The 22,653-nt window shown below is 73.8% G+C and carries 24 protein-coding genes, 1 pseudogene and 1 riboswitch; of the genes and pseudogenes, 10 read left to right on the forward strand and 15 right to left on the reverse strand.

Features of this window, described 5'->3' with window-relative positions:
- Positions 1 to 3: 3 nt before the first annotated feature.
- Entirely contained in the window at positions 4 to 321 is a 318-nt protein-coding gene (locus ACIRPK_RS09795) for a hypothetical protein (protein ID WP_403035468.1), read from the reverse strand.
- Positions 322 to 560: 239 nt separating this feature from the next.
- Here ACIRPK_RS09795 and ACIRPK_RS09800 point away from each other — a divergent pair, with 239 nt between their 5' ends.
- From ACIRPK_RS09800 to ACIRPK_RS09810, 3 genes are all read left to right on the forward strand, one after another.
- The gene (locus ACIRPK_RS09800) at positions 561 to 1,127 is read left to right on the forward strand and encodes an EF-hand domain-containing protein (protein WP_403035471.1); all 567 of its coding nucleotides are present in this window, start codon (positions 561 to 563) and stop codon (positions 1,125 to 1,127) included.
- A 168-nt stretch (positions 1,128 to 1,295) separates the two neighbouring features.
- A complete protein-coding gene (locus ACIRPK_RS09805) occupies positions 1,296 to 2,669 on the forward strand; it encodes an erythromycin esterase family protein (RefSeq protein ID WP_403035473.1) in 1,374 nt (457 codons plus the stop codon).
- 163 nt (positions 2,670 to 2,832) lie between these two features.
- Positions 2,833 to 3,507: a hypothetical protein gene (locus ACIRPK_RS09810; protein ID WP_403035476.1), complete on the forward strand. Its 675-nt coding sequence runs from the start codon at positions 2,833 to 2,835 to the stop codon at positions 3,505 to 3,507.
- 28 nt (positions 3,508 to 3,535) lie between these two features.
- On the opposite strand, the gene ACIRPK_RS09815 is transcribed toward ACIRPK_RS09810, so the two are convergent.
- From ACIRPK_RS09815 to ACIRPK_RS09830, 4 genes are all read right to left on the reverse strand, one after another.
- Positions 3,536 to 4,516 carry an NAD(P)-dependent alcohol dehydrogenase gene (locus ACIRPK_RS09815; RefSeq protein WP_403035479.1) on the reverse strand — a complete coding sequence of 327 codons (981 nt, stop codon included), beginning with the start codon at positions 4,514 to 4,516 and terminating at the stop codon, positions 3,536 to 3,538.
- Complete coding sequence (locus tag ACIRPK_RS09820; protein WP_403035842.1) at positions 4,513 to 4,749, reverse strand: helix-turn-helix transcriptional regulator; 237 nt, start codon at positions 4,747 to 4,749, stop codon at positions 4,513 to 4,515. Before ACIRPK_RS09820 ends, ACIRPK_RS09815 begins: the two co-directional genes overlap by 4 nt.
- A complete protein-coding gene (locus tag ACIRPK_RS09825; RefSeq protein WP_403035481.1) occupies positions 4,746 to 5,174 on the reverse strand; it encodes a hypothetical protein in 429 nt (142 codons plus the stop codon). Before ACIRPK_RS09825 ends, ACIRPK_RS09820 begins: the two co-directional genes overlap by 4 nt.
- 154 nt (positions 5,175 to 5,328) lie before the next feature.
- Positions 5,329 to 6,693, reverse strand: a complete 1,365-nt coding sequence (locus ACIRPK_RS09830; RefSeq protein WP_403035484.1) for a DUF4190 domain-containing protein — start codon at positions 6,691 to 6,693, stop codon at positions 5,329 to 5,331.
- A 134-nt stretch (positions 6,694 to 6,827) separates the two neighbouring features.
- Between ACIRPK_RS09830 and ACIRPK_RS09835 the strand changes: the two genes are divergently transcribed.
- The gene (locus tag ACIRPK_RS09835) at positions 6,828 to 7,739 is read left to right on the forward strand and encodes a DUF2797 domain-containing protein (RefSeq protein ID WP_403035487.1); all 912 of its coding nucleotides are present in this window, start codon (positions 6,828 to 6,830) and stop codon (positions 7,737 to 7,739) included.
- Between the two features lie 9 nt (positions 7,740 to 7,748).
- On the opposite strand, the gene ACIRPK_RS09840 is transcribed toward ACIRPK_RS09835, so the two are convergent.
- The 3 genes from ACIRPK_RS09840 to ACIRPK_RS09850 are packed head-to-tail and all read right to left on the reverse strand — an operon-like array spanning position 7,749 to position 10,646.
- On the reverse strand, positions 7,749 to 8,756 hold the full coding sequence (locus tag ACIRPK_RS09840; RefSeq protein ID WP_403035489.1) for an ABC transporter substrate-binding protein: 1,008 nt from the start codon (positions 8,754 to 8,756) through the stop codon (positions 7,749 to 7,751).
- A gap of 14 nt (positions 8,757 to 8,770) precedes the next feature.
- Positions 8,771 to 9,541 carry an ABC transporter ATP-binding protein gene (locus ACIRPK_RS09845; RefSeq protein WP_403035492.1) on the reverse strand — a complete coding sequence of 257 codons (771 nt, stop codon included), beginning with the start codon at positions 9,539 to 9,541 and terminating at the stop codon, positions 8,771 to 8,773.
- Positions 9,542 to 9,566: 25 nt separating this feature from the next.
- Entirely contained in the window at positions 9,567 to 10,646 is a 1,080-nt protein-coding gene (locus ACIRPK_RS09850; RefSeq protein ID WP_403035495.1) for a FecCD family ABC transporter permease, read from the reverse strand.
- A 124-nt stretch (positions 10,647 to 10,770) separates the two neighbouring features.
- Positions 10,771 to 10,892, reverse strand: a riboswitch (cobalamin riboswitch).
- A 90-nt stretch (positions 10,893 to 10,982) separates the two neighbouring features.
- On the opposite strand from ACIRPK_RS09850, the pseudogene ACIRPK_RS09855 reads away from it, so the two are divergent.
- A pseudogene (locus tag ACIRPK_RS09855) lies at positions 10,983 to 11,081 on the forward strand (short-chain dehydrogenase); the annotation flags it as partial.
- Positions 11,082 to 11,173: 92 nt separating this feature from the next.
- Entirely contained in the window at positions 11,174 to 11,719 is a 546-nt protein-coding gene (locus ACIRPK_RS09860; RefSeq protein WP_403035498.1) for a hypothetical protein, read from the forward strand.
- Positions 11,720 to 11,733: 14 nt separating this feature from the next.
- Here the strand turns inward: ACIRPK_RS09860 and menC are convergent, their stop codons facing one another.
- Together menC and ACIRPK_RS09870 are read right to left on the reverse strand one after the other, a co-directional pair.
- Entirely contained in the window at positions 11,734 to 12,906 is a 1,173-nt protein-coding gene (gene menC, locus ACIRPK_RS09865; RefSeq protein ID WP_403035501.1) for an o-succinylbenzoate synthase, read from the reverse strand.
- A 58-nt stretch (positions 12,907 to 12,964) separates the two neighbouring features.
- Positions 12,965 to 14,527 (reverse strand): UDP-N-acetylmuramoyl-L-alanyl-D-glutamate--2,6-diaminopimelate ligase, encoded by a 1,563-nt coding sequence (locus ACIRPK_RS09870; protein WP_403035504.1) that lies wholly within the window; start codon positions 14,525 to 14,527, stop codon positions 12,965 to 12,967.
- 118 nt (positions 14,528 to 14,645) lie between these two features.
- On the opposite strand from ACIRPK_RS09870, the gene ACIRPK_RS09875 reads away from it, so the two are divergent.
- Positions 14,646 to 15,158, forward strand: a complete 513-nt coding sequence (locus tag ACIRPK_RS09875; protein ID WP_403035507.1) for a protein phosphatase — start codon at positions 14,646 to 14,648, stop codon at positions 15,156 to 15,158.
- A 47-nt stretch (positions 15,159 to 15,205) separates the two neighbouring features.
- Here ACIRPK_RS09875 and ACIRPK_RS09880 read toward each other — a convergent pair whose 3' ends face one another.
- From ACIRPK_RS09880 to ACIRPK_RS09890, 3 genes are all read right to left on the reverse strand, one after another.
- Positions 15,206 to 15,793, reverse strand: a complete 588-nt coding sequence (locus ACIRPK_RS09880; RefSeq protein ID WP_403035510.1) for a 1,4-alpha-glucan branching protein — start codon at positions 15,791 to 15,793, stop codon at positions 15,206 to 15,208.
- A gap of 94 nt (positions 15,794 to 15,887) precedes the next feature.
- Complete coding sequence (locus ACIRPK_RS09885) at positions 15,888 to 16,913, reverse strand: hypothetical protein (protein ID WP_403035512.1); 1,026 nt, start codon at positions 16,911 to 16,913, stop codon at positions 15,888 to 15,890.
- A gap of 92 nt (positions 16,914 to 17,005) precedes the next feature.
- The gene (locus ACIRPK_RS09890; RefSeq protein ID WP_403035515.1) at positions 17,006 to 17,695 is read right to left on the reverse strand and encodes a pyridoxal 5'-phosphate synthase; all 690 of its coding nucleotides are present in this window, start codon (positions 17,693 to 17,695) and stop codon (positions 17,006 to 17,008) included.
- A gap of 309 nt (positions 17,696 to 18,004) precedes the next feature.
- On the opposite strand from ACIRPK_RS09890, the gene ACIRPK_RS09895 reads away from it, so the two are divergent.
- The gene (locus tag ACIRPK_RS09895; protein ID WP_403035518.1) at positions 18,005 to 18,931 is read left to right on the forward strand and encodes a pseudouridine synthase; all 927 of its coding nucleotides are present in this window, start codon (positions 18,005 to 18,007) and stop codon (positions 18,929 to 18,931) included.
- A gap of 87 nt (positions 18,932 to 19,018) precedes the next feature.
- Positions 19,019 to 19,807, forward strand: a complete 789-nt coding sequence (locus tag ACIRPK_RS09900; RefSeq protein WP_403035520.1) for an SGNH/GDSL hydrolase family protein — start codon at positions 19,019 to 19,021, stop codon at positions 19,805 to 19,807.
- Positions 19,808 to 19,866: 59 nt separating this feature from the next.
- Here the strand turns inward: ACIRPK_RS09900 and ACIRPK_RS09905 are convergent, their stop codons facing one another.
- Together ACIRPK_RS09905 and ACIRPK_RS09910 are read right to left on the reverse strand one after the other, a co-directional pair.
- On the reverse strand, positions 19,867 to 20,793 hold the full coding sequence (locus tag ACIRPK_RS09905) for a diiron oxygenase (RefSeq protein ID WP_403035523.1): 927 nt from the start codon (positions 20,791 to 20,793) through the stop codon (positions 19,867 to 19,869).
- 95 nt (positions 20,794 to 20,888) lie between these two features.
- Positions 20,889 to 21,776 carry a hypothetical protein gene (locus tag ACIRPK_RS09910; RefSeq protein ID WP_403035526.1) on the reverse strand — a complete coding sequence of 296 codons (888 nt, stop codon included), beginning with the start codon at positions 21,774 to 21,776 and terminating at the stop codon, positions 20,889 to 20,891.
- A gap of 117 nt (positions 21,777 to 21,893) precedes the next feature.
- On the opposite strand from ACIRPK_RS09910, the gene ACIRPK_RS09915 reads away from it, so the two are divergent.
- Entirely contained in the window at positions 21,894 to 22,616 is a 723-nt protein-coding gene (locus tag ACIRPK_RS09915) for a helical backbone metal receptor (protein WP_403035529.1), read from the forward strand.
- The last annotated feature ends 37 nt before the right edge of the window (positions 22,617 to 22,653 follow it).

Genomic DNA, 22,653 nt, shown 5'->3' on the forward strand with positions numbered 1-22,653 from the left:
CGGCTACCCGAACGCCCGCTGGATGCGGGACATCTCGCCCTGGACGTCCGCCTCGGTGCGCCGGTAGGCCGCGGCCGAGGTCTCGAACCGTTCGGCGAGGCCGCGCAGGATCGCGTCCAGGCCCTCCACCTGCTGCTCCCACCGCTGCACGAGCACCTTCATCCCCTCGGCGGACTGCCAACCCGCGAGCTTGCCGGAGCAGGCGGTGGTCTCGTCCAACGGCGACAACGCCGCGGCCCGGAAGTCGCCCCGGGTCTCGCCCGTGGCGGACCTGGCCTGCTGAAGCACCTGGGGATCCACCTGCACCTCGGCTCCGGCCACGACCTCAACTCCCCGACTCGCAAAGGCATTCGAAGCGCTCATGGTGGGTGGTCCGGCTTGCAGAATCCTTGCAGCCACCGCCCGGGCGCCGGGGATACCACACCGCACCCGTCCCGTCCGGCGATGTACCGAACAGCCCTCATGACACCCGGGATCCGACCTAGCGTGGTCGACCGATCGCCCGACGTGATGGCGTTCTTCGGCTCCGGCACGACCACCGGCACAGCAAGGGGCAGCTCATGGCCAGCGTGTTCCAGCGGGACAAGATCAAGGGAATGTTCGCCGCGTTCGATGTGAACGGGGACGGGTACCTCCAGCGGGACGACTTCGAGGCCCTCGTGGTCCGCTGGAGCCGACTGCCCCGGGTGGCGGCGGGGGCGGAGTTGCGGACCACCCTGGAGGCCGTCCTGATGGGCTGGTGGGAGAGCCTGCTGGCACACGGCGACGCCAACGGTGACGGCCGGGTCGACCTCGACGAACTCCTCGCCCTGGTCGACGAGTTGCCCGGCATGGTGGCGGCCGTCAGCACCACCGCCGACACCATCTTCGACGCCGTCGACGAGAACGGGGACGGCCGGATCTCCCGCAGCGAGCACCAGCGGCTGGTGGAGACCTGGAACGGGCAGAGCGTCGACACCGACGGGATCTTCGACCTGCTCGACCTGGACGGCGACGGCTACCTCAGCCGCGCCGAGTTCGCCCTGCTCTGGGTCCAGTTCTGGATCAGCGACGACCCCGCCGAGCCCGGCAACCTGCTCTGCGGCCGCATCCCGGGCCAGCGGCACGCGGACGCCCTCGAAGGGTGATCCGGCACCGCCCCTGACCTCGGGTCAGCCGGTGGTGTAGCCCGCTACACCACCGGGCCAGGGGTTCTCCCCCGAACAAGTCGGAGGAGAGCCCCAGCGCGGCCCACCCCCGCTTCCGGCCATGATCGTTTCACTGCCCGATGGGCCCCGAAACGAGGAGTGACCAGCATGAACGCGCACCAGCAGACGATCGGCCGCCGAGGACTGCTCGCCGCGACCGCCGGCCTCGCGGTCACCGCCCTGCTCGCCCCGGTTGCCGCCGCCGCCCCCGGCCCAGCGCCCACCACCGTCAGCGCCACCGCGTCGAAGGACCGTCAGGCCGCCGCGCTCCGCGCCCTGGACCGCGCCGCCCAGCCGCTCCGGTCGACCGAACCCGGCGGCCGCACCACCGACCTGCGAGCCCTGGGAGCCATGATCGGCGACGCCGAGGTGGTCGGGCTGGGCGAGGCCACCCACGGCTCGCACGAGTTCTTCGCCATGAAGGAACGCGTCTTCCGCTACCTGGTCGAGCAGAAGGGCTTCACCACCTTCGCGCTGGAGATGAGCTGGACGGCCGGCCTGCGGATCGACGAGTACCTCCAGGGCGGTCGCGGCGACGCCCGGCAGGTGGCCAGGGAGACGCTGACCGGATCGCCCTGGGAGCGCGAGGAGTTCGTCAGCCTGATCACCTGGATGCGCCGGTACAACGACCGGCACCCCGACCGGAAGGTGCACTTCATGGGCAACGACGTCGGCGCGCCCCGGCTCGGCGACGCCGCCTTCGACCGGGTCCTCGCCCACGTCCGCGCGAACCGCCCGCAGGATCTCGCCCGCCTCGAAGGGCTGTACGCGGGGCTGCGCCCGCTCGACGACGTCTTCGCCTACCTGGGCAGGCCGGTCGCCGAACGGCGCCACAACGCCACCGTCGCCCAGCAGGCCCTCGACCTGCTCACCGCGGGCCAGGGCGTCGGCGGCGACGCCTACGAGTGGGCCGAACAGCACGCCCGCAACATCGCCCAGACCTTCGCCTTCGCCTCCCTGGACCTGTCCGACCCCGGGTCGGTGTCCGCCGCGGAGCACCTCCGCGACCGGGTGATGGCCGACAACACCGCCTGGTGGCACCAGCGCACCGGCGACAAGATGCTGCTGTCGGCGCACAACGGCCACGTCGGCTACCTGTCCACCGACCCGGTGATGTACCCCACCACGCAGGGTGTCTTCCTGCGCAACGCCCTCGGCCGGGCCTACACCGCGATCGGATTCACCTTCAACCAGGGGTCGTTCCTCACCGCGACCGCCCTCGGCAGCCCCTGGGCCAGGGTCACCGTCCCCCGGGCCACCCCCGACATGCAGGAGTACACCCTCGACCGGGTCAGCCAGCGCGACTACTACCTCGACCTGCGCACCCTGCCGACGGCGGGCCGCAGTTGGCTCGACACCCCGCGCCCCGTGTACGAGGCCGGTTCCTCCTACCAGGGGGACCCGCGCCCCACCCTCGCCATCGGCCGGGCCTACGACATCCTCATCCACCTCGACCAGGTGCACGAGGCCGTCAAGCTCTGACCGCCCCGGGGCCGGTCGGGGCATCCACGATGCCCCCTGACCTTGCAGAATCCTTGCACCGGGCCGCGAGGTCACAGCTCGGCCACAGCCCGCTCCGAGGAGCAGTCAAGCCGGCCGCCCGGAGCCCATCCTGTAGCCACTGAGACGGCTACGGGGGAGATCGATGGTCGAGCGGGGGCTTCGGTGTGCGCTGGTCCTGGCACTGGTGGTGGTGGTGCTGGCGGCCTGCGGCACGGGCAGCAAGAACAAGAAGAAGCGCAGGGGCTCCGACGACCGGAGCACCGCGACGGCGACCGCCTCGCGCTCGTCCACTCCGGCGGCGGAACGGGTGCTCGCCTCGCCCTCGCCGTTCACCATGCGCGGGGACCTGACCGTCAGCTACGAAGGCTGCCGCCCGGGCCAGCAGGTCGAGTTCGGCTGGCGCGACCGGCGCACGGGGCGCAGCGGGGTGCTCGGCTCGACGGTGCCCTGCCAGGGCGCGAGCGCCGTCCTCCGGCTGCCGCAGTTCACCGGCCCGGCAGCCGGCCGGTGGGAGGTGACCGGAAAGATCACCGGTGGCGGGTCCAAGTCGACCGCGCTGACCACCCACCCGGCCCTGGTCACCCCAGAACAGCCCAAGCAGAGCGATGAGTTGACCCTCGCGTACTACGGCTGCGACCCCGGTACCCAGCTATCGATCACCGTCCGGGGCGCCGGCCCGGACTCGACCCCGAAGCCGACCTGCAAGAGCGACGGCAGCGCCGTGGCCCCGGTCAGGCACACCACCACCGGCGTCGTCACCGTGACGACCGCCGAACCCGACGGCACCCCGATGACCGCCACCTACACCGTCCGGTGAACACCGCGCGGCATCGACGGGAGCGGCCTCAGTCCGTCCGGACCTGGATCGCCAGCTTGCCGCGCACCTGACCCGCCATCAACCGGGCGACCGCCGCCGGGACTTCGGTCAGCGGGTAGGTCCGGTCCAGCGCGGGGGTGACCGTCCCCGCCTCGATCAGCTCCCGGAGGACGTCGAGGTCGGCGTGCTGCTCCTTGGCGAGCAGACCGAGCAGGCGCTCGCGGAGGAAGGGGGAGAGCAGCAGGGCCCGCAGCTGCCGGTCGTTGCCGCCGATCCAGCGGCCGCCGTTCTCGCCGCCGACGATGACCAGGGTGCCGCGCGGGTTCAGGGTGCGACGCAGCAGGGTCAGCGAGCGGTTGCCCGCGATGTCGAGCACCAGGTCGTGCCGGTGGGTGCCGTCGGTGAAGTCGGTCCGGGTGTAGTCGATCACCTGGTCGGCGCCGAGCGCGCGGACCAGGTCCGCCTTGCCGGTGCTGCAGACGGCGGTGACCCGGGCGCCGAGCGCCTTGGCGAGCTGGACCGCGAAGCTGCCGACGCCGCCCGCCGCGCCGATCACCAGCACGGTCTGACCGGGCTTCAGGCGGCCGGCGTCGCGCAGCGCCCGGAGGGCCGTCGCGCCGGAGATCGGGACGGTGGCGGCCTGGGCGTGGGTGAGGTTGGCCGGGCGGTGGGCGAGCTTGGCCGCCTTGGCGCAGGTGTACTCGGCGAACGAGCCGTCGGCGATGCCGTACACCTCGTCGCCCGGCCGGAACCGGGTGACTCCGGGGCCGACCGCGGCCACCCGGCCGGAGACGTCCAGGCCGCGGATCCGCCGCTTGGGCGCCCGCAGGCCGAAGCCCGCCGCCCGGATCAGGTAGGGCAGTCCGGCGGTCAGGTGCCAGACCCCGGGGTCGACACCGGCGGCGTGCACCTGGACCAGCACCTCGCCCTCGCCTGGGACGGGCGGTTCGGTCTCCTCGACCCGCAGGACTTCGGGCGGGCCGTAGACGTCGTGCCGGACAGCCTTCATGAGCTGGTGTCTCCCTCGGTGCCGGTGGGGTACTGGAACACGTCGTCGAGCGGGACGCGGAACACCTGGGCGATCTGGAACGCCACCTCCAACGAGGGCGAGTAGCGCCCCTGTTCGATGGCAATGACGGTCTGGCGGGTGACCCCGATCCGGCGGGCCAGTTCGGCCTGGGTCATCTCGCCGTGGGTGAACCGCAGGGTGCGGATCACGTTGATGACCCTGGTCGGCTTCACCACGGGTGGAACCCGAACCGGTAGGCGGCGATCTTCGCGCTCGCGCCGAGCAGCGCCGACAGGACGAAGGCGAGGTAGATCGCGTTGGCGATCCAGAACCGGTCCTGCCCGGCCATCGCCAGGCCCATCCCGGCCATGCCGCCGATCGCCATGAAGGACTGGCCGACGTACTCGCCGAACCGGTGGATCTCCCGGTCCCGCTGGTCCCGGACGTTCTCCTCCCGGGGGGAGAACGTGGAGACGGCGGTGTGCAACACGATCGAGGCCACGATCCCGCCACCGATCGACCACAGCAGCGCGGCCACGTAGGGCGCCTGGGTCAGGGCCGGCCCGGCGGGCCGGTCCAGCACCACGGCCAGGTACGCCGTGTACGTCGCGACCGTGACCGCCAGCATGCACCAGGCGCGTTTCTCCTCGACTGCCATCCCACTCCCCCGTGTAAAGAAAACCGGACATCCGCAGTGTCAAGCAAGGCCGACACCATGTCAAGAATTCTGTACACCGCAACCGGGGTGGCACCGACGACGCCGCCCCGGTCCCGTACGGCGGGGACCGGGGCGGCGCGGAGCGAACGGGGTGTCAGACCGTGGCCGGGCGGAGGTCCGGGGCGCTGGTCGGCAGCTTGAGGGCGTCCCGGAGCTTGGTGTCCGCCGGCCCCCGGAGCAGGTCCTCCAGCTCCATCGACTCGTCGGCCAGCAGGTGGGGGTCGGTGCCCTTCCGGATCTTCTCCGCGTGCACGATCACCTGGTCCAGTTCGGCCTGCAGCGGGGCCACCTTCGCCCGGGTCCCGTCCGACCACGGCACGCCGTTCAACCGGCTCTTCTCCGTCTCGGCGGCGCCGATCAGCCTGCGGGCCCAGTCCTGGTAGACGCCCGGGGTGGCGTCTTCGGGCTCGTCCAGCGGCCACTGGTCGACGACCTGGTTCAGCTCAGTGGAGGCGTCCAGGTAGCCGCGCTGCTCGGCCGTCGCGGCGGTGATGTCCTGACGGAGCGTCCGGGTCAGGGCCTCCGTCGACTCGAAGACGCACAGGCCGAACCGCTTGCCGCCCGACCGCCAGGAGGCGCGGTCGGGGTAGAGCGTGGTGACGTCGACACCCCGCGGGACGGCGACGTAGTCCGCCGCGTACTCGTACTGCCGGCCGACGCACCCCTTCGAGATGGTGTCCTGCAGCACCGTCTCCCCCGGGTAGGCGGCGCCCTTGCCCTCGTAACCCGGCACCGGGACCGACCCGAACACCTCGCCGTGGTGCGGCTCGCTGCACGACACCACGGTGAACCGCTGGACCACCTTGCCCTGCTCCTCGGTCCGCTCCTGCACGCAGTCGCCCGGCTCCAGGCTGAAGACGTTGGTGGTGCTCCCGATGTCGTCGAAGTCGCCCTTCGCCACGAACACGCCCGCCATGCCGATGATCAGCAGGCCCCACAGGCAGGAGAGCACGATGCCGGCCACCGCCAGCCCCTTGCCACGCTGCGGACGGCGGCGGATCTGCCCGAGCGCACCGATGCCGAACCCGAGGCCGAGCACCCAGAGGAAGCACCCGAACCCGAGGATGCCGAGCACCAACGAGGTGATCGCCAGCCCGTTGGTCCCCTGCGGTGGCGGCGGCGGCCCGTTCCAGTACCCCTGGCCCCACGCGGCCGGCGCCCCGACGGGGTACCCGGGCGCGGCCGGCGGCGGGTACGCACCGGTCTGGGCGTACGGACCAGTGGGCGGCGCGTACGGATCGGCGGGCGCCGCGTACGGGTTCGCCCCGGCGACCGGCGGCGCGTACGGGTTCGCGTCCGCCGGCGGCGCGTACGGGTTCGCGTCCGCCGGGGGCACGTACGGGGAGCTGTCGGTGGGTGCCGAAGCGGGTGCCGGGGCACCGTCGGAGCCGGACGGCGGGGACCAGGCCGCCGAGCTGTCGCTGCTCGAACTGCTGGACGGGTCGGACTCGGACGACACGGTGGGACTCCCCCGGAGCTGCGGCGCCGGCGGGTCCGACGGCTGCGCGAATATAGCGGATCATCAGACCGCGCTCCCAATGGGATTCCGCCCTGCGGGACGGCTGTCGGTACCAGGCCGTACGCTCACGTCCCATGACGAGCACCCCTGCGGCCATCGGCTGGACGGCCACCGGTCTGCGCTGGCGCGACGGCCTGCCCCGGCTCACCGCGATCGGCGGGGCCCGGGTGCTGGAGCGCGAGGTCGCCGCCGGTACCCGGATCGGCTGGACGGTGCTCGGCCCACGCCGCTGCGTCGGGGTGCGGACGGCCCACCGGCACCACCCGTGCCCGCTCGCGGCCGAGCTGGAGCCGAGCGGGAAGGCGGGCCAGTGCCCGTCCTGCCAGGACGCCGACCAGGGGCTGGCGCTGGCCCGGGATCAGATCCTCGACGACGGGCGGACGTACCGGCTCTACCTCGCCTGGTTCGGGCCGGGGCTGGTCAAGGTCGGGCTGACCGCCGAGCAGCGCGGCACCGCCCGGCTGGTCGAGCAGGCCGCCCTGGCCTGGACGTTCGTCGCCCGGGGGTCACTGCCGAGCATCCGTCGGGCCGAGCTGACGGTGGCCCGGTCCGGGCTGGCCAGGGAGCGGTTCACCTCGCGGGCCAAGGTCGGCGGCTGGTGGCGGCTGTCCGCGCCGGACGAGCGGGCGGCGGCGGTGCACGAGCTGCGCGCCCGGGTGCTCCGGGTGCTGGCCGGCCACGGCGTCGAGCTCTTCCCCGCCGATCCGGTGACCGACCAGGTGGCCCTGTTCGGCCTGACCGCCGGGCCGCCCGCCGCGTACCGCGAGATCACCGCGCTCGGCCCCGGTGCCACCCTCGGCGGCACCCTGCACGCGCCGATCGGGCGCCACCTGTTCGTGACGCCCGATCAGGCGGACGCTCCCCCGCTGCTGCTGGACACCCGGCTGCTCATCGGCTGGTCCCTGCGGCCCACCCCGCTCGCCCCCTGCACCGGGCTCGCCGAGCAGCTCAGGGCACGGCCGGTCGAGCAGGCCGCCCTGTTCTGAGCAGTGGCGTCAGGGCGCGGGCACCGTCCGGAGGTAGGCCGCGAGCCGGGAGATCGCCGACGGGTTGCGCGGGCTCTCCACCAGGTCGACGTAGTCCAGCACGAAGATCCGGTCGTTCCGGACGGCCGAGACGTTGGCCAGCGGCGGGTACGACTTGAGGAACTGCCGCTTGGCGTCCGCGCCGGTCTCCCCGTAGTTGTTGATCACGATCACCTCGGGGTCCCTGGCCACCACGCTCTCCCACCCGACCGTGGTCCAGGAGTCGTCCAGGTCACCCATCACGTTCCGCCCGCCGGCCTTGCCGATGATCTGCTCGGGCGCCGCGAACCGGCCGGAGGTGAACGGCTTGTCCTGGCCGCTGTCGTACAGGAAGACGCTCGGCCGCCGGGCGGGCGCCCCGGCCTCGACCCCGGCCACCTCCGCCTGGAACTCCGCGATCAGCTGCCGGGCCTTCGGCTCGACGTCGAAAATCTTCCCGAGGTTGGCCAGGTCGGTGTAGAGCGCGTCCAGCGGCGGCATCACCCCGCGCGCCTTCTCCTTGCCGTTCCGGCAGGACTCGGTGAGGGTGTAGGCGCCGACCCCGAGCTTGCCCAGGCCCTCGGGGGTGAGCCCGGTGGTGTCGTTCCAGCCGTAGTTCCAGCCCGCGAAGACCAGGTCGGCCTTGGCGTCCAGCACCAGTTCCTTGGTGATCTCCTTCTTGGACAGCCACTTGGTGCGGTCGTACTCCGCCGCCCAGGGCACCTTCGCCAGGTCGCCCTTCTCGTCCGGCATCACGTAGCCCGCCATCCGGTCGGCCAGGCCGAGCGACAGCATCAGCTCGGTGATGCCGATGTCGTTCGTCACCACCCGGGCCGGCTTGTGGTGGTACGTCAGCGGGGTGCCGCAGTTGTCGACGGTGACGGGGTAGTGCGCCGAACCCGCGCTCTCCGCCGAGGGGGTGACCTCGGCGCCGCAGGCGGTCAGGCCCAGGGCGAGCACGGCGGTGGCGGCCAGGGTACGGCGGGGGCTGATGAACACGACAGGATTCCCTTTCACGGGTGCAGACGGTCGAAGAGCAGTTGGACGGCGCCGGTCACCGGGTGCCGCACCGGGTGGCCCCGGACCCCGAACACCTCGGCGAGCAGGTCGGGCGAGAGCACCTCCCCGGGCGGCCCCGAGGCGACGATCCGGCCGGCCGCGATCACGTACAGCAGGTCGCAGTGCGCCGCCGCGAGGTTGAGGTCGTGCAGCGCCGTCAGCACGGTCAGGCCGCTGGAGCGGACCAGCGAGAGCACCTCCAACTGGTGCGCGATGTCCAGGTGGTTGGTGGGTTCGTCCAGCACCAGCACCGCCGGCTGCTGGACCAGCGCCCGGGCGATCAGCACCCGCTGCTTCTCGCCGCCCGAGAGGCTCAGGAAGCCCCGCCCGGCCAGGTGCTCCGCGCCGACCTCGGCCAGCGCCCGCGCGCAGCCCACCGCCTCGTCCGGGCCCGGCCCGCCGAAGCCGCGCCGGTGCGGCAGCCGGCCCATCCCGACCACCTCGGCGACGGTGAAGTCGAACTCCGCCACCGTCTCCTGCGGCAGCGCGCCGACCCGGAGCGCGCCCTCCCGGGGCGTCAGGCCGTGCAGGTCGTCGCCGTCCAGCCGGACGGTGCCGGCCACCGGGCGCAGCGCCCGGTAGACGCACCGCAGCAGGGTGGACTTCCCGCTGCCGTTCGGCCCGACCAGGCCGAGCACCTGCCCGCTCGCGGCCCGTACGGTGACCTCGTGCACCAGCCTGGTCCCGGCCAGCTCGACCGAGACCTCCTCGATGTCGACCCGCATCAGCGTCCCCTCCCCCGGGCGGCCATCAGCGGCCGCCGAAGCTGTAGCTGCGCCGCCGCATCAGCAGCAGGAAGCACGGCACCCCGAGCACGGCGGTGACCACCCCGACCGGCAGTTCGGCCGGGGCCAGCAGCAGCCGGGAGACGATGTCCACCCAGACCAGCAGCACCGCGCCGAGCAGCGGAGCCACCGTCAGCACCCGCCGGTGGTCGGCCCCGACCAGCATCCGGGCCAGGTGCGGGACCATCAGCCCGACGAAGCCGATCGCTCCGCTGACCGCGACCACCGTGCCGGTGACGGCGGCGGTGACCACGAACAGCGCCCGGCGCAGCCGGGCGGCGTCCACGCCGAGCGCGGCGGCGGTCTCGTCGCCCATCGCCAGCACGTCCAACTGCCCGGCCGAGTACCGCAGGTAGCCGAAACCGGCCAGCACGGTGCCGGCCGCGATCGGGACGGCGGCCCAGGTGGCGCCGCCCAGGCTGCCGAGCAGCCACATCATCGCCGTCCGGGCCGCCTCGCCGCGTTCGGCGGAGAACACCATCAGCGAGGTGACGGCGGAGAACCCGTACGCGAGCGCGGTGCCGGTGAGCACCAGGCGCAGCGGGGTGAGGCCCTCGGCGGTCCTGGCCACCGCGTAGACCAGCACCATGGCGGCCAGCGCGGAGGCGAACGCGGAGGCGGAGAGCGCCCAGACGCCGAGCGAGGCGAACGCGCCGAGCAGCAGGACGGCGTTGGCGCCGACGGCCGCACCGGAGGAGATCCCGAGCACGAACGGGTCGGCGAGCGCGTTCCGCACCATGGCCTGGACGGCGACGCCGGTCACCGACAGCCCGGCCCCGACCACGGCCGCCAGCACCGTCCTGGGCAGCCGGATCTCCCACACGATGGTGTAGCCGGCCAGTTGGTCGGCGCTGATCCGACCACCCGTCAGACCGGCCCGCAGGTACTCCACCACCGCTCCCCAGCCGATCCCGGACGAGCCCAGCGCGACGCCGCAGACCAGCGAGACCAGCAGGGCGACGGCCAGCCCGGCGGCCAGCACCGGGGTCCGGGCGGGCGGGTGGGCGGCGGCCTTCGGCGTCGGTGCGGCTACGGCGGTGCTCACGGCTGCCTTCGGTCGGGCCGCGGGCGTACGGGACGACGCGCCGGGGCCGCCCGGTCGGCGCGGACCTCGGGTCCGAGCGGGCGTGCCGTGCCGCATCCCCTCGCAGTCCGCGGCGAGTTGTCGGGAGGTCAGCGCCGCCGAGGGCGATCGGGCTCACGGACCCTCAGGGGCCCGTCCACCGTTGCGGGTCAGCGCCGGACTTCCACCGGACTTTCCCCTCGGGACGCTCTCGCAGCATAACAACACCGCCCGCCCCGGTAAGGGTCCAACAGCTGTGGTGCCCGGCACACCCGCGCGCTCCCGCCGACCCGGTCGAGCGGGCGCACCCGCTACCGGGTCTCCTCCTTCTACGACCTGGACGGCAGCCGGCCCGACGCCTGGCGCTGCCTGGTCGAGGTCCAGGACCCGGACCTGCCCGCCGACCCGTCCGGCTAGCGCTGACGGTCCGTCATCGGCACACCGTCCGGCGGCGACTGCCTCCTCGGCACCCCTTCCGGCAGCGTGCACGGATCGCCATGCTGGGCACCATGAGCGAAGCCGAGGACGGCGGCGTCTTCCGCTGGGAGACCTACCGAAGCAAGTACGAGGGGCAGTCCGACCGGGGCGACTACGTAGTCGTCACCGTGGGACACGTGCTGACCGTCGGGGCGGTGGCGGTCGCCGCGCCCTGGGCGGCCCTGGTGCTGGGCGGGATCCTCGCGACGTTCTGGGGCGTGCTGCTGGTGCCGCCTTGGCTGCGCGAGCGGAGGGCCGTCGAGTGGGCCGAGATCCGGCCGGGGCCCCCGCCGGTGCTCGTGCTGGTGCGGGTCGACGGCCGGGAGAGCAGCCACCCCCTCGACTCGGTCGGCCGGCTACAGCTGATCCGTACCGGGCACCGGTCCATGGACAATCCCGACGGCGGCCAGCGGGTGCTCGAACTGCAGGTGGGCGGCAAGGTCCACCGCACCCGGGCCGCGTTCGACCATCCGGAGCACGACCCGGGCCTGCTGGCGGCGGAACTGCGCCGGGCCTGCCCCGGTGCCGTCGTGGCGGAGTACGCGGACCGGAGGACGTGGGTGTCGGACAGCGAGTGATCGCCCCACCGCACTCAGGTCAGTACGGTGCTGCGCAGCAGGTGACCGCGCAGCGCATCCTGGTCGATCTCGACGCCGAGGCCGGGGCCGGTCGGCACGGCCACCGTTCCGTCCTGGGCGCGGATCGGCGGCTGCACCACGTCCGTGCGGAAGTACCGGTCGGAGCCGGAGAGGTCACCGGGCAAGGTGAAGCCGGGCAGCGCGGCCAGGGCGAGGTTCGCCGCCCGGCCGATGCCGAACTCGTGCATCCCGCCGCACCAGACCGGCACGCCCGCCTGCTCGCACAGGTCGTGGACGGCGCGGGCCTCGGTCAGACCGCCGAGGCGGGAGACCTTGATGTTGACGATCCGTCCGGCCCCCAGGGCGAGCGCGGTCCGGGCGGTGTGCACGGTGGTGACGGACTCGTCCAGGCAGACCGGGGTGGCCAGTTCGCGCTGCAGGCGGGCGTGCGCCAGCAGGTCGTCGGCGGGGAAGGGCTGCTCGATCATCGCCAGGCCGAGACCGTCCAGCTCCCGCAGCACCGCGTGGTGCGAGGGGTGGTCCCGGTAGGCGCCGTTGGCGTCCACCTGGAGCGGGGTGTCCGGGAAGCGCTCGCGGACGGCGGCCACCGGGGCGGTGTCCCAGCCGGGGGCGATCTTGAGCTTGACCCGCCGGTAGCCCTGCGCCACGTACCGCTCGACCTGGGCGAGCAGCTCCTCGACGCCGGGCTCGATGCCGAGGCTGACCCCGACCGGGACGGCGGCCGCGGTGCCACCGAGGGTGTCGGCCAGCGAGCGGTCCTGCCGGCGGGCGAACAGGTCCCAGCAGGCGATGTCCAGCGTCGCCCGGGCGAACCGGTTGCCCTGGATGTGGCCCCAGGCCGTCGGCAGGTCAGTGGGGTGCTGCCAGGCGACGCCCAGCAGGGCCGGGGCGAAGTAGTCGGTCAGGGCGTTCCAGCAGCTGCGGAGGTTCTCCGGCCCGTAGAACGGGTCGGTCGGGCTGGCGCACTCCCCCCAGCCGGTGGCGCCGTCCTGGTCGGTGACCCGGGCCAGGATGTGGTCCAGGTGGTCCTTGCGGTGACTGCTGGTGGTGAACGGGCGGAGCAGCGGCAGCCGGACCACGAACAGGTCGACGCGCACGATCCGGATCGCGTCGACGACCGTCCCGGGTGCGGGTATGGCGAGGGGAAGGGCGGGTGAGACCAGCAAGAGTTCTCCGAGGTCGGGGGAATCGGGGGCGGGCCGGGGTGCGACCGGGTGACCGGCCCTAGCTGCGGTCGGGCTCACCGGCGGACCGGGCGGCCGTGATCGCGGCGCGCAGCACCGCCCGGTCGTCGAAGGGCAGGCTCACGGCGCCGATCTGCTGGCCGCTCTCGTGGCCCTTGCCGGCGATCAGCACGGTGTCGCCGGCCACCGCCCGGGCCACGGCGGCGGCGATGGCCTCGGCCCGGTCCGGGACGACCAGCAGCTCGCCCCGATCGGCTGCGGGCACGGCGGTGGCCCCGGCGCGCATGGTGGCCAGGATCGCCAACGGGTCCTCGGACCGGGGGTTGTCGGTGGTCAGCACGGCGGTGTCGGCGAACCGGGCGGCGACCCCGCCCATCACGGACCGCTTGGCGGTGTCCCGGTCCCCGCCGCAGCCGATCACCAGGTGCAGCCGTCCCGGGGTGACCGCCCGAAGCGTCGTCAGGACGGCCTGCAGCGCGTCGGGTTGGTGGGCGTAGTCCACCATCGCCAGGTACGGCTGCCCGGCCTCGACCCGCTCCACCCGCCCCGGTACGCCGGTCACCGCACCGATCCCGGCCAGCACCCGGTCCAGCGGCAGGCCGGCCGTGACCAGGGCCGCGACGGCGCCCAGCGCGTTGGCCACGTTGTAGCCGCCGGGCAGCGCGATCCGGGCGTCCGCCCCGGCACCGTCGGGACCGAGCACCCGGAACGTCGAACCGTCCGCCCGCAGCAGGACGTCCACCGCCCGCCAGTCCGAACCGGGGTCGCCCTCGGCGGAGAACGTCACCACGGGCACCCCGGCCTCGCCCGCCAGCCGGCGCCCGTACGGGTCGTCGACGTTGACCACGGCGCGCCGGCAGCGTTCCGGGGTGAACAGGACCGCCTTGGCGCGGTAGTAGTCCTCCATGTCGGGATGGAAGTCCAGGTGATCGTGCGTCAGGTTGGTGAACACCGCGACGTCCAGCACCAGCGCGTCCACCCGGCCCAGCCGCAGCGCGTGGCTGGACACCTCCATCGCCAGCGCGTCCGCGCCGCGCTCCGCCAGCACCGCCAGCAGCGCGTACAGCTGCGGCGCCTCGGGGGTGGTCAGCTCACCGGCGAACCGTTCGGCACCGAGCCGTCGCTCCACCGTACCCAGCAGGCCGGGGGCCCGGCCTGCCCCGACCAGTCCGCCCTCCAGCAGGTAGCAGGTGGTGGTCTTCCCGTTGGTGCCGGTCACCCCGAAACTCAACAGGCCCTCCGCCGCCCGCCCGTAGAACCAGCTGGACAGCTCCGCCAGCCGCGACCGCAGCCCGGCCACCACCAGCACCGGCACCCCGCACCCGCCCAGCCGCTCCGCCGCAGCCGCCTCCGCCAGCACCGCCACCGCCCCGGCCGCCCGCGCCGCCCCCACCGCCTCCCGGACCTCCACCCGGCTGTCGGGGAGCACCACGTACAAGTCCCCCGGCAGGACCGCCGAGTGACTGTGCGTGATCCCCGTGACCGGGACGTCACCCGAAACCCCTGGAACACCCAGGAGCCCGGCTATCCGTTCGAGCGGGACGGTGTGCGGGCGCTCCGGACGAGGCAGGAGCACGGCGGGGGAGCTTTCGATTTGTGACACGCCCCTGACGTTATCCCTACGAACGGCCCGCGCGAACACCGATCACCCCGAAGGCCCGCCCGGGGAACGCGGAACTCCCTGCCCCACCTCGCCGTTGGCGCTGCGGGAGGGTGAGGCGATGAGGACGCGTAGGAAGGACCGGCACGTACCGGGCCCCGAAGAGCCCTGGAACGAGATCGTCCCGGGCCTCTGGATGGGCGGGCACATCTGGACCGACTGCCTCGGGGACCTCCAGTCCGTGGTCGTCGGCTCGGAGTTCGACCTGGTGGTCAGCCTCTTCTCGGCCCCCGGCCACGGCCCGTCCCCCGAGGTGGAGCACCTGGTCGGCACGATGCCCGACGAACCGCTCACCGCCGCCCAGCTCCGCACGGCCGCTTCGCTCGCCACCACCGTGGCGGGCGCCGTCCGCGCCGGCCGCACCGTCCTCGTCCGGTGCCACTCCGGCTACAACCGCTCAGGCTTGGTGGTCGCTCAGGCCCTGGTCGACACGGGCCACGACGTGCACGACGCGATCACCCTGATCCGGCGCCGCCGCTCCCCCGCCGCCCTCCACAACGAGACCTTCGTGCAGTACCTCACCACCGGCCTCCACCTGGCCGCCCAACTCAGCGACCTGACCGCCCACACCTGAACCATCCTTCCCCTCACCGGAGTTCAGCCGGGCGGTGGCAGGCCCCGCTACCGGGTGGCGCGGGCGAAGACGGCGCGGGCGGGGGTGCCGTCCGGCCAGCGCCAGCCTGCGACGACCTGGCCGAGCACGGCGTCGCCCGGGAGTTCGGCGGCCTGGTCGGCCAGCGGTCGCAGGACCTCGACGGTCTCGTAGCTGAAGGGCTCCCCGGTGGTGACCGGGTGGACCGTGACGGTCGGGTCCGGGGTGTCGCTCTCGCTCTGCTGCTGCGGCACCGCGTTGCCGCTCAGCAGGGCGGCCAGCTCCGTCATCAGCACCGGGTCGCCGGTGCCGTGGTAGATCCACCGGGTGCCGAGCACGCCGTGCTCGGAGGTGCCGATCAGGGTCGGGCCGGTGCCGTTCGGGGCGCCCCGGTAGGCCAGCGGGACCAGGTAGGCCACCGGGTCGGGCCCGGCCGTGTCCACGACCACCATGAACTCGATCCCCACCTCGCCCTCGGGGTCGTCCAGCCGGAACCCACCGGCCCGGACCAGCTCCGGCGCCCGGCCCGCGCCCAGGTACCAGGACTGCTGCGGCAGCCACTCCGTGAGCAGCTCGAGCTTGCCGGGCTTCATGGTGGTGCGGTGGACGACGGCCATCGGAACTCCTTCACGCCGGGTGCCCTGCGAGGCTACCAGCGGTGCGCGGGCTGCGGCCCGATCCACCCTCCCCCGGCCAGGCCCTGACGGCTGATCAGCCCGAACGGCGGCCCTTGCGCCAGTAGAACAGCGCCCCGACGGCGGCGATCACCAGCAGCAGGGCGCCCGCGTGGTTGGGCTCGTTCTTCGGCTCGGGTGCGGCGCCCGGCGCGCCCGAGGCCGCAGGGTCGGCCGACGGAGCAGGGGTCGGGGCCGGGGTCGCGGCGGCGGCCTTGAGCGGGAGCCGCCACACGTCGCTCTGCTTGCCCTCGCTGCCGAACAGCAGCGAGTCGCCGTCCGCCGAGAAGGTCACCGACTCGCCCTGGCGCTGGAACGGGACGTTCACCGACTCCGGGGCGGTGATGGTGCCGTCCTTCCAGTCGTAGAGCTTGGCCCAGAAGTAGCCGCGCAGCACCACCTTGCTGCCGTCCGGGGAGAAGCCGCCGTCGGTGACCCAGGGGACGTCGGCGATGCTCTTGAAGGTGTTCACGGCGGTGGCCGACAGCGTCTCGGGACCCTGGTACAGGTGCCCCTGGTCCTTGTCGCTCTTGCTGGCGATGTACACCCGGCCGGTCACCGGGTGCACCAGCAGCGCCTCCGCGTCGCGCGGCCCGTCCGCGTACCTGACCCGGTAGCGGGTGGCCTGCACGGTCTGGTCGGTCAGCTGGGCGGGCTCGGCGAAGCGATAGAGCCAGACCTCGGGCCACTTGCCGTTGAAGTTGTCGCCGATGTCGGCCAGGTAGAGCTGGTTGTCCGGGCCGAGCGCGATCGCCTCGGCGTCCCGCAGGGTGACCCCGCGCAGCGTGACGGTGGCCAGCGTGCGGCCCTGGGAGTCGACCGCGAAGACGTACGGGCCGTCGTCGCTGTCGTTGTGGGTCCAGTAGACGCCGGGGTGCCGGCGGCTGGCGGCCAGGCCGCTGGACTCGGTGATCCGGGCGTCCTGCATCGTGAACTCGCGCCGTGGGCTGCCGTCGGCGGCCGCCGGGACGGCGGCCGGGCCCAGCACCAGCAGCAGGGCAGCGGCCAGCGCCGAGGCTGGTCCGGCCGACCTGCCCCGCCGGAGGACCGACCTTCCAGGCACCCGAAGCACCCGGCGATCATCGCACGCGGCCGGACCGCCGTCCCAGCCCGCCGCCGGCCGGGCCGGCCTCCCGCCACCCCGGACCGGCCCGCTCACGGCCAGAGCAGGCCCCGCTCCCAGCCGAGGGCGGTCCGCTGGTACGCCAGCCGGATGTGCCGCCGACCGGAGTCGCCCTGCCAGAACTCCACCGCCTCGGCGCGCAGCACGTACCGGGTCAGCCCCGGCACCGGCCCGGCCGGATCGGCGGCCACCTCGGCGGCGGCCAGCTGCCAGGCGGACTCCAACTCGCCCGCGCTGCCCAGCCGCTGGCTCTGTCGGCCGACCACGGCGGCGGTGTGGCCGGCCGGGCCGACCCCCCGCTCGGCGGGCGGTGCGTCCTGCTGGTCGATCGCCTCGACCGGGCCGCGCACCCTGATCTGCCGGCCGAAGGCGGGCCAGTACGAGGTGAGGGCGGCCCAGGGCGTGACGGCGAGCTGCTCACCCTTGGGGCTGCGCAGGTCGGCGGCGAAGCTCCAGCTGCCGGTGGCCGGATCGATGTCCCGCAGCACCAGCACCCGGGCGTCGGGGTGGCCGTCCCCGTCGGAGGTGGAGACGGTGACCACCTGGGCGTCCGGCAGCTCGGCCGTCATCGCCTCCAGCAGCCAGGACACGTGCAGGGTGGCCGGGTCCGCCGGGGCGGCGCCCGGGTCGAAGGCCGGCAGTTTCCGGTCCATCGGCGGGCGGGTGCGCAGCAGCTGACGGAGCGTCGCCAGCTCCTCGCTCTGCTGGGCCGGTCGCGTCACGGTACATCCTCCGGGCTCGGTGTCCGGGTCCCCATTCTGCCCCGGCCCGGGGCCGGAACCGGGCACGGCCACCCGACCGCTGCCGAGCCCGGCGGGGCTGCCCCTGCCGGGCTCGGCGCCAGGGCCTGTCGGCAGACTCCCGCCTGCCCCACGCCGCCTGGCACGCACGCTCACCGCACCGGACGAAAGCCCAAGCAGGACCCAGTGCGCGGGCTCCCGTCCGGCACGCCGAGCGCACGCACCGGACGCCGCAGGGCCGCCCTCCGGGCGACGACGGGAGTTCGACGACAGGCCCTAGGCTGGTTCGACATGAGACGCCGATCCGCCGTGCCGCCCGCACCGCTGCCGCAGCGCCGGGGGGTCGACCCGGTCCGGCGGCGGCTGCCGGTCGAGGGCGACTGGGTGACGGTGCGCGACTATTTGGCGGACCGGCTGCCGGTGCCGTCGGAGCTGGTCGACGCGATGTTCGCCGAGGGCGCGGTGCACGGGACGGCCGGGCCGCTCCCGGCCGACGCGCCGTACCTGCCGGGTGGCTACGTCTGGTACCACCGGGAACTCGGCCCTGAGGTGCCGGTGCCGTTCCCGGTGACCGTGCTGTACCGGGACGAGCGGATCGTGGTGGCCGACAAGCCGCACTTCCTGGCCGTGACACCGCGCGGCCGGCACGTGGTGGAGACGGCGCTGTCCCGGCTCCGGGACGAGCTGGCGCTGCCCGAGCTGAGCCCGGCCCACCGGCTGGACCGGCTCACGGCCGGGCTCACCCTGTTCGTGGTGCGGCCCGAGCACCGGAGCGCCTACCAGGGGCTGTTCGCCGAGCGCCGGGTCACCAAGGAGTACCGCGCGGTCGCCCCGTACGACCCCGCGCTGACGCTGCCCCGGACGGTGACCGGCCACCTGGTGAAGGAGCGCGGCGAGCTGACGGCCCGGGAGGTGCCGGGCGAGCCGAACAGCCGGAGCGTGGTGGAGCTGCTGACCCACCGGGACGGCCTGGGCGGCTACCGCCTGCTGCCGGAGACCGGGAAGACCCACCAGCTCCGGGTGCACCTGACCATGCTGGGCATCCCGATCCTGCACGACCCGCTCTACCCCGAGGTGCTGCCCGAGACGGCCCCGGACGACTTCCGCCACCCGCTCCAACTACTGTCCCACAGACTGGAGTTCACCGATCCGGTGACCGGTGAGCCGCGGCGTTTCGAGAGCGCCCGCCGACTGTCGGACTGGCCCTCGGCGGACTGAAACGCGCCCTCCGGGTGGCGAAGATCACGCCCGTACCGTGCGACCTACGTTCGCGTAAGGAACTTCACAAGGTGAACTATCGTCTCCATGGCTGACCACCAGGAGATCACCGACATCGACTCGTACGTCGCCCTCGGCGACAGCTTCACCGAGGGCCTGAACGACCCGGGCCCGGACGGCCGGTACGCCGGCTGGGCCGACCGGCTCGCCCAACTGCTCGCCGACCAGCGGCCGGCGGACGACTTCCGCTACGCCAACCTGGCCGTCCGGGGCCGCCTGCTCGACCAGGTGGTGGCCGAGCAGGTGCCCCGGGTCGCCGAGATCCGGCCCGACCTGGTGAGCTTCTGCGCGGGCGGCAACGACATCCTCCGGCCCGGCAGCGACCCGGACGAGGCGGCCGAGCGGTTCGAGGCCGCCGTGCTGGAGCTGCGCCGGCACGCGGGCCGGGTGCTGATCTGCACCGGCTTCGACACCCGGGGCATCCCGCTGCTCGGTCTGCTGCGCGGCAAGATCGCCACCTACAACGGCCACCTGCGGGCGATCGCCGACCGGAACGACTGCGCGGTGGCCGACCTGTGGTCGCTGCGCGCGGTGCACGACCGGCGGGCCTGGAGCGAGGACCGGCTGCACCTCTCCCCCGAGGGCCACCAGCGGGTCGCCCTGCTGGCCGCCCGCTCGCTCGGGCTGCCGCTCACCGCCGCCCAGGACCCGGACGCGCCGTGGCCGACCGCTCCGGTGCTCTCGGTCGCCGAGCAGCGCCGGGAGAACCTGCACTGGGCCCGGGAGTTCCTGGTCCCGTGGGTCGGCCGGCGGCTGCGCGGCGAGTCCTCCGGCGACCACGTGGAGGCCAAGCGGCCCGAGCTGTCCCCGCTCTGACGCCTGCTCGGGCCGCCTCGTCGGATCACCTCGTCGGATCACCGCGTCCGATCAGCCCGTCAGATCACCCCGGCCGCCCGGAGCAGCCAGCGGTTGGTCCGGCCGACCAGGCCGGCCCGGTCCAGCACGCCGATCGCCTTGGCCGCCATCTGCGTCTTGGTGGCGCGCCAGTGCGGGTTGTTCCGGGCGGCCTTGCGGCCGACCTTCGGGTCGATGCCGACCGCCGCGTACAGCTTCGGGTTGATCAGGCCGACGGTGGAGCGGTGCACCACCAGGCCGAGCAGCAGCTGCTCGTACCGGCGCCGCACCGGGCCGACCTTGGCGCGGACCAGCTCCTCGCGGGCGTAGGTGATGTGCCGGGACTCCTCGATCACGTGGATCCGGGAGACCTGGCGGGTGAGCGGCTGCATCGACTCGTCGTTCATCAGCTCGCGCTGGAAGGCGTCCAGGATCTCCTCGACGTACATAGTGCCGCCGAAGGTCTGGCTGTGCGTCGAGATCGTCTTGAACAGCCGGCCCAGCTCGTGCGAGAGCCGCCCCGGGCCGTAGGTGGGCACGCCCATCCAGGAGATCATCTTCGCGAACATCACCGAGTGCCGGCACTCGTCGGCGATCTCGGTGAGCGCGTACTGCACGTGCGCGCTGGTCGGGTCACGGTCGAAGGCGTGCCGCAGCAGCATCTGCATCAGGATCTCCTCGAACCAGATGCCGACGCTCGCGATGCTGGCGACCTCGTGCTTGCTGAGCTCGATCCGCTGCTCCTCGGTCAGCGCGTCCCAGAGCGGGGTGCCGTAGAGCGAGAGGTTGTGCGCCGGGCTGTAGTAGCGGCCGGGCACCGGCGGGGAGGCCCAGTCCACCTCGGTGAGCGGGTCGAAGGAGACCTTGGCGGAGGAGGCGAGCAGCCGCTCGGCGGTCCGTCGGCGCTCCTCCGGCCACTCCTCCGGGGCGGTCCTTCCGGTCGGCCTGCGGCCGGCTGCGGTGGTCATCGGCTCTCTCCTCCTCGGGCTCGCCGAAGGGCACGACGCACCCCTCTGCCCGAGAAGCTAGAGATTATTAGACGGACCGTCAATAGTTCGGACCGTCAGGACTCCACCGCCCGCCGGTCCGCCGTGCCGAGAGCGGGCGCGGCCGCCGCCCAGTACCCGGGGTCGAGCGGCTTGCGCCCGACCAGGTCGGCCCGGACCTGGTCGGCCAGCCTGCGGGTGTCCCGGCGGTTCATCGTGGCGCCGATCCCGGCCCCGATCAGCAGCGGAGTCAGCGAGGGCAGCTTGCGCAGGGTGCTCCGGGTGAGCCGCTTGCGCACCTTCTGCCGCACCTCCGAGCCGATAGCCATCGCGGCCAGCCCGGCCGGCCGGATCAGCGCCGCCCGGTCGATCCCCCGGCCGTCCGCCCAGGCGCCGACGTACGCCCCGGCCCGCTGGGCGGCCGTGCCGACCGCGGGCATCCCGTAGATCTCGTGCAGCTCGGCGATCAGCTTGATCTCCACCGCCGCGACCGAGAGCGTCTCGGCCGCGATCTCCACCGCCATCGCGGGCGGCACCGGCATCATCGCCGCCGCGCCCGCCCCGGCGCCGAGCGCGGCCGAGGACCGGCAGGCGCCGAGCGTGACCAGCTCGGCCAGCTCCTCCGGGGTGGCCGCCGTCGGGTGCTGCGCGCGCAGGGTGGCCAGGCTGCGGATCGGGATCCGCGGCGCGGCCAGCACCAGCCGGTCGGCCAGCGCCTTGCCGCCCAGCCCCGCGCCCTTCGCCGCCGCGACCCCGCCCCGGCCGAGTGCCTTGGTCAGCGAACCGACCAGCACCCGGGCCCGCTGCGCGCCCTTGCGGCGGTACCACGCCTCCTGGACGGCCGGGTTCGCCTCCGGCAGGCTGCGTTCCATCTCGGCCGACAGCGCGGCCAGCTCACCCGCCACGTCCTCCCCGCCCGGCTCGGGTACGGAGTCGTCCTGGCGGCGCCTGCGAATGAGTCCCATGACCTGCGGGTACCCGCCCGGCAGCCCGGCACGCCCCTCCGCCCCGCCTGATTCACCCCCGTGGCGGCTTCGTGACCGTCCCGGCACCTCCATCCGGCCGGGCGGTAGCGTGGCCGGATGACGATGCGGGTGGTGTCGCTGGTGCCCTCGCTCACCGAGGCGATCGCGGTGGGCGGGCGGGAGCTGCTGGTCGGGGTGACGGACTGGTGCAGCGAGCCCGCGGATCTGGCGGTGCCGCGGATCGGCGGGACGAAGAACCCGGACCTGGCCCGGATCGTGGCGCTGCGGCCGGATCTGGTGGTGGCCAACGAGGAGGAGAACCGGGCCGTCGACCTGGCGGCGCTGCGCGCGGCCGGGCTGTCCGTCCGGGTCACCGAGGTCCGCACCCTGCCGCAGGCGTTCGCCGAACTGACCGCGCTGCTGACCGGCGACCTCGGGCTGGCCCGGCCGGGCTGGCTGGCCACCGCCGAGTCGGCCTGGCGGGAGCTGCCGGCCCGGGCGCCGGTCCGCGCCGTGGTGCCGATCTGGCGGCGGCCGTGGATGGTGCTGGGCCGGGACACCTTCGCCGGGGACCTGCTGCACCGGCTAGGCGTCCGGCTGATCCACGCCGACCACCCCGAGCGGTACCCGGCGATCCCGATCGGTGAGCTGCTGGCGGCCCGCCCGGAGCTGGTGGTGCTGCCGGACGAGCCGTACCGCTTCACCACCGAGGACGGCCCGGAGGCGTTCCCCGGCATCCCGGCCGCACTGCTGAGCGGCCGTCACCTCACCTGGTACGGACCCTCGTTGGCAGAGGCCCCGCAGGTGCTGACGGCCGCGCTCGACCGGGCCCGGCGCTAGTGCCGTGCCCGGCGGGGCCTGCCTCGTCCCGTCGCCC

This window comes from Kitasatospora sp. NPDC101801, from assembly GCF_044766665.1.
Classification (GTDB): domain Bacteria; phylum Actinomycetota; class Actinomycetes; order Streptomycetales; family Streptomycetaceae; genus Kitasatospora.

Bases quoted from the DNA above. Each gene is read 5' to 3' on its own strand.
- ACIRPK_RS09895 (WP_403035518.1), top strand. From the start codon at position 18,005: ATGAGACGCCGATCCGCCGTGCCGCCCGCACCGCTGCCGCAGCGCCGG.
- ACIRPK_RS09835 (WP_403035487.1), top strand. From the start codon at position 6,828: ATGACGAGCACCCCTGCGGCCATCGGCTGGACGGCCACCGGTCTGCGC.
- ACIRPK_RS09880 (WP_403035510.1), bottom strand. From the start codon at position 15,793: ATGGCCGTCGTCCACCGCACCACCATGAAGCCCGGCAAGCTCGAGCTG.
- ACIRPK_RS09875 (WP_403035507.1), top strand. From the start codon at position 14,646: ATGAGGACGCGTAGGAAGGACCGGCACGTACCGGGCCCCGAAGAGCCC.
- ACIRPK_RS09860 (WP_403035498.1), top strand. From the start codon at position 11,174: ATGAGCGAAGCCGAGGACGGCGGCGTCTTCCGCTGGGAGACCTACCGA.
- ACIRPK_RS09900 (WP_403035520.1), top strand. From the start codon at position 19,019: ATGGCTGACCACCAGGAGATCACCGACATCGACTCGTACGTCGCCCTC.
- ACIRPK_RS09905 (WP_403035523.1), bottom strand. From the start codon at position 20,793: ATGACCACCGCAGCCGGCCGCAGGCCGACCGGAAGGACCGCCCCGGAG.
- ACIRPK_RS09810 (WP_403035476.1), top strand. From the start codon at position 2,833: ATGGTCGAGCGGGGGCTTCGGTGTGCGCTGGTCCTGGCACTGGTGGTG.
- ACIRPK_RS09805 (WP_403035473.1), top strand. From the start codon at position 1,296: ATGAACGCGCACCAGCAGACGATCGGCCGCCGAGGACTGCTCGCCGCG.
- ACIRPK_RS09815 (WP_403035479.1), bottom strand. From the start codon at position 4,516: ATGAAGGCTGTCCGGCACGACGTCTACGGCCCGCCCGAAGTCCTGCGG.
- ACIRPK_RS09910 (WP_403035526.1), bottom strand. From the start codon at position 21,776: ATGGGACTCATTCGCAGGCGCCGCCAGGACGACTCCGTACCCGAGCCG.
- ACIRPK_RS09845 (WP_403035492.1), bottom strand. From the start codon at position 9,541: ATGCGGGTCGACATCGAGGAGGTCTCGGTCGAGCTGGCCGGGACCAGG.
- ACIRPK_RS09825 (WP_403035481.1), bottom strand. From the start codon at position 5,174: ATGGCAGTCGAGGAGAAACGCGCCTGGTGCATGCTGGCGGTCACGGTC.
- ACIRPK_RS09915 (WP_403035529.1), top strand. From the start codon at position 21,894: ATGACGATGCGGGTGGTGTCGCTGGTGCCCTCGCTCACCGAGGCGATC.
- ACIRPK_RS09800 (WP_403035471.1), top strand. From the start codon at position 561: ATGGCCAGCGTGTTCCAGCGGGACAAGATCAAGGGAATGTTCGCCGCG.